General features: G+C 61.6%; 11 protein-coding genes and 1 pseudogene. 4 read left to right on the top strand and 8 right to left on the bottom strand.

Features of this window, described 5'->3' with window-relative positions; translation table 11 throughout:
- Positions 1-2: 2 nt before the first annotated feature.
- The 3 genes and pseudogenes from CP49_RS11105 to CP49_RS11095 form a co-directional block, all read right to left on the bottom strand.
- Positions 3-608 carry a cysteine hydrolase family protein gene (locus tag CP49_RS11105; protein ID WP_057850298.1) on the bottom strand — a complete coding sequence of 202 codons (606 nt, stop codon included), beginning with the start codon at positions 606-608 and terminating at the stop codon, positions 3-5.
- A gap of 138 nt (positions 609-746) precedes the next feature.
- Entirely contained in the window at positions 747-1022 is a 276-nt protein-coding gene (locus tag CP49_RS11100) for a hypothetical protein (RefSeq protein WP_245310650.1), read from the bottom strand.
- A gap of 771 nt (positions 1023-1793) precedes the next feature.
- Positions 1794-2731, bottom strand: a pseudogene (locus CP49_RS11095) (alpha/beta hydrolase family protein).
- A 208-nt stretch (positions 2732-2939) separates the two neighbouring features.
- Here CP49_RS11095 and CP49_RS11090 point away from each other — a divergent pair.
- From CP49_RS11090 to CP49_RS11080, 3 genes are read left to right on the top strand one after another with little or no spacing between them, the layout of a single operon-like run.
- A complete protein-coding gene (locus CP49_RS11090; RefSeq protein ID WP_057850297.1) occupies positions 2940-4328 on the top strand; it encodes a class II 3-deoxy-7-phosphoheptulonate synthase in 1389 nt (462 codons plus the stop codon).
- 1 nt (position 4329) lies between these two features.
- Positions 4330-4683, top strand: a complete 354-nt coding sequence (locus tag CP49_RS11085) for a diacylglycerol kinase (RefSeq protein WP_057850296.1) — start codon at positions 4330-4332, stop codon at positions 4681-4683.
- 44 nt (positions 4684-4727) lie between these two features.
- Complete coding sequence (locus tag CP49_RS11080; RefSeq protein WP_057850295.1) at positions 4728-6476, top strand: NAD+ synthase; 1749 nt, start codon at positions 4728-4730, stop codon at positions 6474-6476.
- 112 nt (positions 6477-6588) lie between these two features.
- Here CP49_RS11080 and CP49_RS11075 read toward each other — a convergent pair whose 3' ends face one another.
- The 5 genes from CP49_RS11075 to CP49_RS11055 form a co-directional block, all read right to left on the bottom strand.
- A complete protein-coding gene (locus CP49_RS11075; RefSeq protein WP_057850294.1) occupies positions 6589-6990 on the bottom strand; it encodes a cytochrome C oxidase subunit IV family protein in 402 nt (133 codons plus the stop codon).
- 9 nt (positions 6991-6999) lie between these two features.
- A complete protein-coding gene (locus CP49_RS11070) occupies positions 7000-7722 on the bottom strand; it encodes a heme-copper oxidase subunit III family protein (protein ID WP_057850293.1) in 723 nt (240 codons plus the stop codon).
- Between the two features lie 11 nt (positions 7723-7733).
- On the bottom strand, positions 7734-8438 hold the full coding sequence (locus tag CP49_RS11065) for a cytochrome c oxidase subunit 3 (RefSeq protein WP_057850292.1): 705 nt from the start codon (positions 8436-8438) through the stop codon (positions 7734-7736).
- The gene (locus tag CP49_RS11060) at positions 8435-10213 is read right to left on the bottom strand and encodes a cbb3-type cytochrome c oxidase subunit I (RefSeq protein WP_057850395.1); all 1779 of its coding nucleotides are present in this window, start codon (positions 10211-10213) and stop codon (positions 8435-8437) included. Before CP49_RS11060 ends, CP49_RS11065 begins: the two co-directional genes overlap by 4 nt.
- Before the next feature lie 81 nt (positions 10214-10294).
- Entirely contained in the window at positions 10295-11128 is an 834-nt protein-coding gene (locus CP49_RS11055) for a cytochrome c oxidase subunit II (protein ID WP_057850291.1), read from the bottom strand.
- 541 nt (positions 11129-11669) lie between these two features.
- On the opposite strand from CP49_RS11055, the gene CP49_RS11050 reads away from it, so the two are divergent.
- Positions 11670-12530 (top strand): DUF2189 domain-containing protein (locus tag CP49_RS11050; RefSeq protein ID WP_057850290.1); only part of this gene is annotated, 861 nt, incomplete at its 3' end.

The raw sequence follows: 12530 nt of genomic DNA, 5'->3' as shown, positions 1-12530 counted from the left end.
TCCTATTCCGGATGCCAGAGGTCGAACAGTTCCTCGGCGCTGACCAGTTCGATCTGCTCGCTGAACCGCGTCCGGTACATCGTCATCAACGCATCGTGGCCGGTGTCGGAGGAGCTGCAGAGGGCATCCTGCACGATGACGACCCGGAAGCCGAGATCGACGGCCCCGAGCACGGTGGACAGCACGCAGACGTCGGTTTCCGCGCCCGACACTACCACCGTTCCGACGTGCCGTTCGACCAAGAGATGGCCAAGCCTCGAGCCGAAGAATGCCGAATATGCGGGTTTGTCGACCACCAGCGCCGGAGGCGAATATCGCGCAAGCTCCGGCACCAGGTCGAGGGCGCTGGGCGGAAGACCGCCGCGCGTTGCGCGCTGCCATTTCGTGAAATAGGCTTGCCATTGACCGCGACGGTCTTCGGGTTTTTCCGGCGTGACGAAACGCGTGAACACCGTCCGCTCGGGATACCGTGCGCATATGTTCGAGATCACCGGCAGCACCCGCTCCATCCACGGCGTTTCCCACACGCCGCCCTTGGCGAAGATGTTCTGCATGTCGACGCATAGATGCGCAGCGTCGCTGATGGCCGCCGTTGTTTCCACTTTCATCGGAAGAGGTAATTCGGCAGACCAGAACTGGTTTCAGGCGCGGCGACAAACGGCTGTCACATCGGCGACACGGCGGCCACCTTGGCCGCCGTTGATGCATTTCATTCCTTGGAAGCCGTGAAGCGCCGGAAGTGCCGGTCAATGCATTCGATGCCGCACGTAGGGGCGATCCAGTTTGATTAGTCCCTGAATAGCCGAAACACGGTCTTCCAATGCAGCGATAGTGACCATCAAATTGTTACGGCGGACGTCAAGCGCACCCCTCAGTGCGACATCGGCTTGCTGGCGTTCCTTGTCGATATCGCGGGCCGACTTGCGAAGGCTGGCGATCAGCGCCGTGATCTGCTCCGCTTCCTTCGTCATGATCGCCAGGGCGATGTGTTCCTGCGTCTCCGGTCGATGGTGGTGTTTCACTGTAATCCTCCCGTTCTGCCCCGAGTGGATCCAGCAAGCTTCCCCTGAAGTTGTTACCGGCAACTCAAGTCGGTCCAGGTGAATCGGATCAAATTGGATACGATTTTCGACCGAAGAGTGCCCCGGAGCGTCATTGCATCCCGCAGGTTGAACGCCTGTGTCGCTTGCCGCTCCGAGCGATTATGAGGCCGAGCCGAAATGGCAGCCATGCAGGAACAATCCACAGGGAATGCTGTTGGAGGCGCGTTTGAACCGTCCTCACCATCAGCGTTCTCTGGAGTAATCATGCTAAAACCTCTCGCTGTCGCGTCGACGTTCCTGCTTGTTCTTTCCATTCAGGCCGAAGCACGTCCCCTCCACCGGCATCATGGTCATCGGGCGAAGGCCTGGTGCGGCAGTTACTTAAGCAAACATCTTGGCAAATCAGATCGGCGCCTTGCGCTTGCGCGCTCCTGGGCTAGCGAAGGCATGAACGCCGGCGGTCCCGGAATCGGCGTAGTGGTCGTTTGGCCGCATCACGTCGGGATCATCACGGGACAAACACCTGACGGACAGTGGATTGTTCACAGCGGTAACGATGGTGGTGCGGTTCGTACCCGAGCCCGCTCGCTTGCGCGCGCGATTGCGTTCAGGCGCGTGTAGTGAGCCGCGGCCGCAACTATATCCACCGTCATTGCGAGCGAAGCGAAGCAATCCACGTCTCTACTTGCGGCGCTATGGATTGCTTCGCTTCGCTCGCGATGACGACAACATCCAGCGGCGCGACGAAACCTATCCCCCCGCCTCGATCCACTCCGCCGCCCCACGCCACAGCGTGTCACGATGCTCGGGTCTGAAAAATCCCATGTGCCCAATCTTGGCGACGCCGGTATCGGCGGGCGTCACCGTGATGATGTCAGGCTTGATCGAGGTAAATCCTGAGCACAGCAATTCGACCGCGGGCCGTGTCGCCCAGGGATCGTCGGACATGCAGAGCGCGCGCAGCTCACCCTTGTATTTCGAAAATTCTGCAAGGCTTCGAGCTTGGCATCGTCGAACAGATAGCGCGGGCTCATCACCCAGCCGACCCATTGCAGGAACGCCTCCTTCGGCAGATCCATGCCGAGGCCGGCCCTGCCCGGCATGTAGCCGAGCGTGCGGGTGAGGGGGAGGCCTACAAAATTCAGCAGGGCGTAGACGCGGTAGCGCTCCGGCGCCGTCATCAGTTTCCAGTAGCCGGCTTGGGCCGCAATAAAGAGCGCGCGCGAAATCTCGGAATTGTTCGGAAGCAGGCCGAGCGCCTGACCGCCGAAGGAGTGCCCGACATAGGCGAAGGGGAGTGCCTTGTAGCGCTCGTGCATCCACGACACCGCGGCGGTGATGTCGTGTGCGGCCCAGGCCGACATCGAGGCCGTGAAGCCGACCAGCGATTTGGGCCGATTGTCGCCGGTCATTGCCTTCTGCCTGCTGTCGCCGGTGCCGCGATAGTCGTACGTCAGCACCGCGCAGCCGCGCTTGGCCAGATAGCCGGCAAAGCCGCGATAGAGCTTGCGGGGGACTGCGGTCGCCGAATTGATCAGGACGGCATGGCGCTTGGCCCCGCGGGGCAGAAACAGCGTCGCGGCAAGGGGATATCCATCCGTCGCGGGCACCGTTATATCGTCGCTAAATACGTCGTCCAGCCCCGGCTCGGCCACCGTGTTCTCCTGCCAGCTTTTGCGAGCGGCCATAACAAAAGCGAAATCGGCTTTTGCGGCAAGGGCTTGTCAGGACTACCGGAAATCTAACTAGCGGTGGGCCGAAGGCCTGTGTATAACCCGGCCTTCACAATCGCTTGCCCGGCTACGCCGAAGGCTTCGCCGGGTTTTTTCAGTTTCCCGTCCGCCGAAGCTTTAGCGAAGGCGGATAAGTAGCGGTTTTTGCTCAGGAGTTAACGTCATGTCCGAGCGGTGGACGCCCGATAGCTGGCGCGCCAAGCCGGTGCTGCAAGTGCCCGATTATCCCGATGCCAAAGCATTGGCCGACGTCGAGGCGCAGCTCGCCACGTTTCCCCCGCTGGTGTTCGCCGGCGAAGCCCGCAACCTGAAAAAAGCGCTGGCCCGGGTCGCCGCGGGCGAAGCCTTCCTGCTGCAGGGCGGTGATTGCGCCGAGAGTTTTGCCGAGCACGGCGCCAACAACATCCGCGACTTTTTCCGCGTGCTGCTTCAGATGGCCGTGGTCCTCACCTATGCCGGCGCGCTGCCGGTGGTGAAGGTCGGCCGCATCGCCGGGCAGTTCGCAAAGCCGCGCTCGTCGAATACGGAAAAGGTTGGTGGCGTCGAGCTGCCGAGCTACCGCGGCGACATCATCAACGACATCGCCTTCACCCCCGAGGCGCGCATCCCCGATCCGCAGCGCCAGTTGATGGCGTACCGGCAGTCGGCGGCGACGCTGAACCTGCTCCGCGCGTTCGCGACCGGCGGTTTCGCCAATCTCGGCAGCGTTCATCAATGGATGCTCGGCTTCCTCAAGGATTCCCCGCAGTCGCGGCGGTACAAGGAGCTGGCGGACCGTATCTCGGACGCGCTGAATTTCATGCGCGCCTGCGGCCTTGATCTCGAAAGCCACCCCGAACTGCGCGCCACCGATTTCTACACCAGCCATGAGGCGCTGCTGCTCGGCTACGAGCAGGCGATGACGCGGGTCGATTCCACGACCGGCGACTGGTACGCGACCTCGGGCCACATGATCTGGATCGGCGATCGCACCCGCCAGCTCGATCACGGCCATGTCGAATATTTCCGCGGCATCAAGAACCCGATCGGGCTGAAATGCGGTCCATCGCTGAAGCCGGACGAGCTGTTGGAGCTGATCGACATCCTCAATCCCGACAACGAGCCCGGACGGCTGACGCTGATCAACCGTTTCGGCTCCGACAAGGTCGGCGATCACCTCGCGCCGCTGATCCGCGCGGTGCAGCGGGAAGGGCGGGTCGTGGTCTGGTCCTGCGATCCCATGCACGGCAACACCATCACCTCGACCTCGGGCTACAAGACCCGTCCGTTCGACCGGGTGTTGTCGGAGGTGAAGTCGTTCTTCGCCATCCATGCGGCGGAGGGGACGCATGCCGGCGGCGTGCACCTGGAAATGACCGGGCAGGACGTCACCGAATGCATCGGCGGCGCGCGCGCCATCACCGACGAGGATCTCAACGACCGCTATCACACGGTCTGCGATCCTCGCCTCAATGCCGAACAATCGATCGACCTGGCTTTCCTGATCGCCGAACTGCTGAAGCAGGAACGCGCCGGTAAGGAAAAGCCGATGCCGGCCGCAGCGGGACTCTGATTTGTTGCGACTCTGGCGGGCCACGATCAACACCCGTAACGGCCTCGCTTTTGCGATCCGGTCGGAGCAGGCCGTCCGCGAGGAACTGTTCGCGCTGGCGCTTTCAGTGCCGCTGGCCTGGCTGGTCGGCGCGAGCGTGATGCGCCGCGTGGAACTGGTGGCGGCCGTCGCGTTTGTCCTTGTGGTCGAGATACTCAATACTGCGATCGAGAAGCTCGCCGACCGGCTCACCACCGACCACGATCCGCAGATCGGGCGGGTCAAGGACATGGGCTCGGCGGCGGTCGGCGTCGCGCTGCTGATGGCCGGGGCGTTCTGGCTCTTTGCCATCGCCGAACGCATAGGGGCGTTCTAAAGCGAGCATTTGCAGTTTGCTCTTGTGCAAGGCACCATCGCCCCATGACCAACACCTTTACGATCACGCTGGCGCAGTTGAACCCGACGGTCGGCGACGTCACGGGAAACGCGGCCAAGGCGCGCGCCGCGCGGGACAAGGCGAAGGCAGACGGCGCCGATCTCCTGGTGCTGCCCGAACTGTTCATCTGCGGTTATCCGCCGGAAGACCTGGTGCTCAAGCCGGCGTTCCAGGCGGCCTGCCGCGCGGCTGTCGAGGAGCTGGCGCGCGAGACGGCAGGCGGCGGTCCGGCTGTCCTGATCGGCACGCCCTGGGTCGAGGACGGCAAGCTCTATAATGCCTGCGCGCTGCTCGATGAGGGCCGCATCGCCGCCCTTCGTTTCAAGGCGAACCTGCCGAATTACGGTGTGTTCGACGAGAAGCGGCTGTTCGCACGCGGTCCGGCTGCCGGTCCGGTGACCGTCAAGGGCATCCGCGTCGGCGTTCCCATCTGCGAGGACATCTGGCTCGAAGAATCGGAGGAATACGAAAACGTCGTCGAGTGTCTCGCCGAGACCGGCGCCGAAATCCTGGTGGTGCCGAACGGCTCGCCCTATGCGCGCGACAAGAACGATCTCCGGCTGTCGATCGCGGTCGCCCGCGTCACCGAGAGCGGCCTGCCGCTGGTCTATCTCAACCAGATCGGCGGGCAGGACGAACTGGTGTTCGACGGCGCGTCGTTCGCGCTCAACGCCGATCTTTCGGTGGCGGCGCAGTTGCCGGCATTCGAAGAGAGCATCGCCACGCTGCGCTGGACCAAGGGCACCGACGGCTGGCGCTGTTCCGGGCTGGCGGTGCCGCTGGTCGAGGGCGACAAGGGCGATTACGCCGCCTGCGTGCTGGGCCTGCGCGATTACGTCCGCAAGAACGGATTTCCGGGTGTGCTGCTCGGCATCTCCGGCGGCATCGATTCCGCGCTGTGCGCGGCGATCGCGGTCGATGCGCTCGGCGCCGACCAGGTCCGCGGCGTGATGCTTCCGTTCCGGTTCACGGCGCAAGTCTCGCTTGACGATGCCGCCAAGCTCGCGAAAGCGCTTGGCATCCGCTACGAGGTGCTGCCGATTGCCGACGCCGTCAACGGCTTCGAAAAAATCCTGTCCGGCCCGTTCGCCGGCCTGCCGCGCGATATCACCGAGGAAAACCTGCAGGCGCGAGCCCGCGGCACGCTGCTGATGGCGATCTCGAACAAGACCGGCGCGATGGTGGTCACGACCGGCAACAAGTCGGAAATGTCGGTCGGCTACGCCACGCTCTATGGCGACATGAACGGCGGCTTCAATCCGATCAAGGACATCTACAAGACCGAAGTGTTCCGCCTCTCGAGCCTTCGCAACGAGTGGAAGCCGGACGGCGCGCTTGGTCCGTCCGGGGAAGTCATTCCGGCCAATATCATCACCCGGCCGCCGACGGCGGAGTTGCGCGAGAACCAGACCGACCAGGATTCGCTGCCGCCCTATGAAATGCTGGATGCGATCCTCGAACGGCTGGTGGAGCGCGAGGAACCGTTGGCCACGATCATCGCGGCCGGTTTCCCGGCTGACGTAGTGACGCGGATCGACCGCCTGCTCAACGTTGCCGAATACAAGCGGCGGCAGGCGGCCCCGGGCGTCAAGGTGACGGAAAAGAATTTTGGTCGCGACCGCCGCTATCCCATCACCAACCGCTTCCGTGACAGCGGCACGGCATTGCCCGCGCCCGACGAGAAGCTGGTCGCGCGCGCCGGCCGCGCCTCGGCGGACGTATTTGACGGATAAACTCTAGCCCAGCGGATTGATGGTTTCCCGATAGGCGGCTTCGCGAAACGCCTCTAGCGTGCGCGTCCCGACGTTTCCCGGTGTCCCCCTTTGTGGTGCAAGGCGGCAGTACTCAAGTCGGCGCCGCGAAGAACAGGACCCGGATGAGGTGCGTGTACTCGGATTCGAACACCATGATGGCCACGAACACCAGCACCAGAACCGGGGGCAGCAGGATGGCATAGCTGAGCGCCAGCCGCTCCCAGGCCATGTGCATGAATACGGCGACGATCAAGCCGGCCTTCAGCACCATGAACAGCAGGATCAGCGACCATCTGAGATAGCCCTGGAGGCCAAAGTAGTCGACGAGATAGGAGAAAGTGCTGAGGACAAACAACCATCCCCAGACCACGAGATAGAGCTTGATCGGATGCTGCTGCCCCTCTGCGTGCACGGCTCCTGATACGGCTGCGTCAGGCACATGGGTGTGTAGCTGTTCTCGTCGACCTTCCAAGTGTAGTGCTGCTTCTGTCATGTGCCGGCCTCACCAAAGGTAAAAAAAGGCGAAGATGAAAACCCACACAAGATCGACGAAGTGCCAGTACAGGCCCATTATTTCGACGATCTCGTAATTCCCCTTCCGGCTCGTGAAGAAGCCGCGGCGCCCGTGATCGAAATCCCCGCGCCAAACCTTTCGTGCGATAGCGACCAGGAAGATCACGCCGAACGTCACGTGGGTGCCGTGGAACCCCGTGATCATGAAAAAGCTGGAGCCGAACTGCGCCGCGCCCCAGGGGTTTTCCCAGGGCCGCACGCCCTCCATGATCAGCTTGGTCCATTCGAAGGCCTGCATTCCGACGAACGTTGCGCCGAGCGCCGCTGTGACCAGCATCAACACTGCGGTTTTGACGCGATCACGGCGGTAGCCGAAATTGACGGCCATCGCCATGGTCCCGCTGCTGCTGATCAGGACGAAGGTCATGATGGCGATCAGGATGAGGGGGATATGGTGCCCCGCAATCTCGAGAGCGAATACCTCGCTCGGATTCGGCCACGGCACGGTCGTGGACATTCGCGCCGTCATGTACGACAGCAGAAAACAACTGAAGATAAAGGTGTCGCTCAGGAGGAAGATCCACATCATGGCCTTCCCCCAGGAGACATTCTTGAAGGCGCGCTGATCCGACGACCAGTCGGCAGCGATGCCCTTCCAGCCGGCAGACTGCGCAGGCGATTTTTCAGGGTTTGTCAGCGCCGTCTCTGCCATCTGGTCTCTCCCTAGCTGAGCAGCCGGCGACAGATGTCGACGAAATCGTCTGTCCAGCCCGTCAACAGACCGAGCAAGACCAGCCAGACCAACAGCAGGAAATGCCAGTAGATGGTGCAGAGCTCCACACTCAGGCGCACCTGGGGCATCTCAGCGCCGCGCCACACCTTGGCTGTCGTTCTGCCCAGGGCCACCAGACCGCCCATCAGGTGCAGCCCGTGCGCCGCGGTGATCATGTAGAAGAAGGAATTGGCCGGATTGGACGCCACGAAATAGCCCGCGGCCCTCAATTGTTGCCACGCCAGCAGTTGCCCAACCAGGAATATAACGGCGGAGGCTCCCCCCGCGCAGAGGCCGACGATTACACCGTCCATACTGTTCCGGCGCGCCGCCACGTATGCCCATTGCAGCGCGACGCTGCTCACGACCAGAACGCCGGTGTTGAACCACAGCAGCCCCGGCACGGGCAGCGCCCGCCAGTCCACCATGTTCATGCGCATGGAATAAGCGCTCATGAAAAGTGCGAACAGCGAACTGGCGACAGCGAGAAACACTCCCAGTCCGATCTTCGCTGCCGGCAAGGTCATTGCTCCCGTGCCAGGGAAGCGATCGATCGAACCTTCCTCCAGCCAGGGTTTGGCTGTGAGCCGTTGCTGCGCGAGCCACCATCCGATGATGACCGCTATCACAGCCATGAACAGGATGATTGCGCTCATGGCGCAGCTTCCTGAACAGCCCGTGTCGGCCGCGGCGGCTGGTTCTGCGGAATGAAGTCCTGCTCAGCGCCGGGCACGCTGTAGTCATACGCCCAGCGATAAACCACCGGGAGCTCCTTGCCCCAGTTGCCGTGCCCGGGCGGGGTCTCCGGCGTCTGCCACTCCAGCGTTGTCGCCCGCCATGGATTGCCGCCGGAAGGCCTGCCCTTGAAATAGCTCCAGACGAGATTGAACAGGAACACCATCTGGGCGAAGCCCACCATCAAAGCCATCACGGTGATAAAGGCATTGAGCGTGTGGGTCGATGACGGGATGAACGCCGCTTCGCCGATCTCGTGGTAGCGGCGCGGAACTCCGAGCAGTCCAATGTAATGCATGGGGAAGAAGATCAGATAGGCGCCGAGGAACGTTACCCAGAAGTGAAACTTGCCCATCCAATCATCCAGCATTCGTCCCGTTACCTTGGGGTACCAATGATAGATCGCGCCCAGCACAACCATGATCGGCGCCACGCCCATCACCATATGGAAATGCGCGACGACGAACATGGTATCCGAGAGCGGGACATCCACGACGACGTTGCCGAGGAAGAGGCCGGTGAGCCCGCCGTTCACGAACGTGATGATAAAGCCGAGGGCGAACAACATCGGGACGGTGAGATGAATGTCGCCGCGCCACAGGGTTAGCACCCAGTTGTAGACCTTGATGGCGGTCGGGATGGCGATGATGAGCGTTGTCGTAGCGAAGAAGAACCCGAAATGCGGGTGCATGCCGCTCACATACATGTGGTGCGCCCATACGATGAAGCTGAGCGCACCGATTGCCACGATGGCCCAAACCATCATGCGATAGCCGAAGATGTTCTTTCGCGCATGGGTGCTGATCAGATCGGAAACGATGCCGAAGGCGGGCAGAGCGACGATGTAGACTTCAGGATGGCCGAAGAACCAGAACAGATGCTGGAACAGGATCGGGCTGCCGCCGCCATACTTCATCTGCTGCCCCATCTCGACGAGTGCAGGCATGAAGAAGCTGGTTCCCAGCACGCGGTCGAACAGCATCATGACAGAGGCGACGAACAGCGCCGGGAAGGCCAACAGCGCCATCACCGTAGCCGTGAAGATGCCCCACACTGTCAGGGGCATGCGCATCAGCGTCATGCCGCGGGTACGCGCCTGCAGCACCGTCACGACATAGTTCAGCCCGCCCATGGTGAAGCCGATGATGAACAGGATCAGCGAGGACAGCATCAGAATGATGCCCCAATCCTGCCCGGGGGTGCCGGAGAGAATCGCCTGCGGCGGGTACAGCGTCCAGCCGGCGCCGGTGGGCCCGCCGGGCACGAAAAAGGTCGATGCCAGCACTAGGACTGCGAGCAGGTAGACCCAGTAGCTCAGCATGTTCACATAGGGGAAGACCATGTCCCGGGCGCCGACCATCAGCGGGATCAGGTAGTTGCCGAAGCCTCCCAGGAACAACGCTGTCAGCAGGTAGATCACCATGATCATGCCGTGCATGGTGATGAACTGGAGATATTGATTTGCATCGATGAAGGAGAACGTGCCGGGAAATCCCAACTGCAGCCGCATCAGCCACGACAGCACCAAAGCTACCAGCCCGATTGCCGTCGCTGTGAGCGAGTACTGGATGGCGATGACTTTGGCGTCCTGCGAAAAGACGTACTGCGTCCACCAGCTTTTGGGATGATAGAGTTCAACCTCCGGCACTTCGGCAGGCGGAACGTCTGCGATTCTGTCATACGGGACATCGACCATCGAAGACACCTCCTCGGTCGTTTCCATAAAGCGGGCGATGAGTTGGTTTCACGCGCCCAATCTATCTTGCAACGGCATTTCTTACTTGCCGCCGGATTCGTACGTCGCCCTCATAACGGCGCTTCGGCCTGACAATTCCGCATACGTCTTCTGCTTCTCCAGCCAGGCCTTATAGTCATTCTCTTCTTCGACGATAACCTTGGAGCGCATTTGCGCGTGCGCTGCGCCGCACAACTCGGCGCAGAGAACATCGAACGTTCCGGTTCGGATCGGGGTCATCCAGAAATAGGTGACCATGCCCGGGACCATGTCCATCTTGGCCCGGAACTCGGGCACATAGAAATCGTGCAAGACATCGAGGGAGCGGAGCAAAACCTTGACCGGCTTCCCGACGGGAAGGTGCAAGTCTTCGCTTGCGATGACGACGTCGTCTTGCCCATGCTGATCGTCAGGGTTCAAGCCCAATGGATTCTCGGAGCTGACGTAGCGGACATCGGTCGTGCCCATCCGGCCATCCTTGCCTGGGAGACGGTAGTTCCAACTCCATTGCTGGCCCATAACCTCGATCTCGGTAGCGTCGGCCGGAACCGTGACGAACTGGTGCCAGACCACCAAGCCGGGCGCCAACATGGCTCCAACGCCGATCGCAGTTCCGATCGTGAGCCACCACTCGAGCTTCTTGTTTTCCGGATTATAGTGTGCCTGCCTTCCTTCCTTGTGGTGAAAGCGGAGGACGCAATAGGCCATGAATGCGATCACCGCGAAGAAGACGAAGCCGGTGATCCAGAAGGTGATGCTGATGGTGTGGTCGATGTAGCTCCAATTGGTGGCGATCGGCGTCCACCACCACGGGCTGTAGATGTGAAACAGCACCGAGCCGACTGCAACTAAAAGCAGTATGATAGCGACAACCATCCCTCATTCCTCCTTGCCACCAAAGGCAATGGAGACGAACTAAAGGGCGGAGCTCACACCTGTCTCGATGGCCGACTTCACATGCGCCATCGCAGTGTGTCTTGCCTCGCCCATGTGATCGGTCGCGACATCTAAACGTGGCACGGAGCACACGTACGACCGCTAATCATCGGAACCGGGCGTCAGAAACTAAGGATGGTACGCGTCGAGCCGCGCGTCAATAGAGCAATAGAGAACTATGCCCCCTCGGAGGTGCGCCAGACTGGTGGCGCCAGCCGGCGAGCATCAGCCGGCACCATCGGTTGATAATGACGCAACGCACCAAATGGCCGTACGCGTGCGCAATTCACCCCAACCGTTGCCGTCCAACTCCAATCGCGCTAAACATGCTGGGTAGGTCGCGACAAGTTTCGTCCGGCTAAGCTCCTTTCGTTGCACTTGGCCGTACTCGGCTCGACCGCGACTCTCGCACATCAGGGCGGAGACGCGTGGGTTGCGGCGCGTCATTTTGACCGCCGCAACAGCACGAGAGGGTGTGTCCATGGCCACTGTGTATTCCGACAACATCTCAAAAGTTGCACGGCACGTATTCGGCGACGCCGCCACATATCCCGTTCGCAAGATCAAACTGTCCGACCTGGGCGAGGCGCTGCGCCTGGGTTGGGAAGACTTCAGTGCAATGCCAAGTCACGCGGTCGTCCTGTGCGTGATTTATCCTGTTCTCGGTATTTTTCTGTTCAGGATGGTCCTTGGCTATTCGATACTGCCGCTGCTGTTTCCGCTGGCAGCCGGGTTTGCCTTGATTGGCCCCTTTGCCGCGATTGGTCTCTACGAGCTCAGCCGCCGCCGCGAGCGCGGCGAGGCAGTCGGCGCATGGGATGCGCTTTCCGTGCTGCGCGCTCCGGCTTTCGGCGCCATGATCGAGCTCGGCGTGCTCCTGCTCGTTCTGTTCGGGGCCTGGATCGGCGCAGCGAACGCTATCTACGTCTCGATCTTCGGCCACGCTCCGGCTGCGAGCATCCCCGATTTCGCATCGCGCGTGCTGACGACGCCGGACGGATGGTCGCTCATCATCGTCGGTTGCGGCGTTGGTTTTCTGTTCGCGGTCGTGGCGCTGTGCGTCAGTGTTGTGTCGTTTCCATTGATGCTCGATCGCCATGCGACTGCAATCGACGCCATCCGGACCTCGCTGCGGGCTGTCATGATGAATCCGGTTGCCATGGCCGGGTGGGGGCTGATCGTCGCGGCGCTGCTGGTGATCGGTTCGTTGCCGGTCTTCGTCGGTCTCGCCGTCGTTCTGCCGGTGCTCGGTCATGCCACCTGGCATCTGTACCGGAAGGTGGTGGAGCCGGATCCCAACCCTCCACAGGAAGAACCCCATCTGCGGAAAGGACACCGCTAC

This window comes from Bradyrhizobium valentinum, assembly GCF_001440405.1.
GTDB classification, from domain to species: domain Bacteria; phylum Pseudomonadota; class Alphaproteobacteria; order Rhizobiales; family Xanthobacteraceae; genus Bradyrhizobium; species Bradyrhizobium valentinum.
The sequence above is the reverse complement of the archived record's forward strand: the minus strand, read 5'-3'. Positions and strand labels throughout refer to the sequence as shown.

Coding starts and splice junctions, on each gene's coding strand:
- CP49_RS11105 (WP_057850298.1), bottom strand. CDS start 608: ATGAAAGTGGAAACAACGGCGGCCATCAGCGACGCTGCGCATCTATGC.
- CP49_RS11090 (WP_057850297.1), top strand. CDS start 2,940: ATGTCCGAGCGGTGGACGCCCGATAGCTGGCGCGCCAAGCCGGTGCTG.
- CP49_RS11080 (WP_057850295.1), top strand. CDS start 4,728: ATGACCAACACCTTTACGATCACGCTGGCGCAGTTGAACCCGACGGTC.
- CP49_RS11075 (WP_057850294.1), bottom strand. CDS start 6,990: ATGACAGAAGCAGCACTACACTTGGAAGGTCGACGAGAACAGCTACAC.
- CP49_RS11070 (WP_057850293.1), bottom strand. CDS start 7,722: ATGGCAGAGACGGCGCTGACAAACCCTGAAAAATCGCCTGCGCAGTCT.
- CP49_RS11065 (WP_057850292.1), bottom strand. CDS start 8,438: ATGAGCGCAATCATCCTGTTCATGGCTGTGATAGCGGTCATCATCGGA.
- CP49_RS11060 (WP_057850395.1), bottom strand. CDS start 10,213: ATGGTCGATGTCCCGTATGACAGAATCGCAGACGTTCCGCCTGCCGAA.
- CP49_RS11055 (WP_057850291.1), bottom strand. CDS start 11,128: ATGGTTGTCGCTATCATACTGCTTTTAGTTGCAGTCGGCTCGGTGCTG.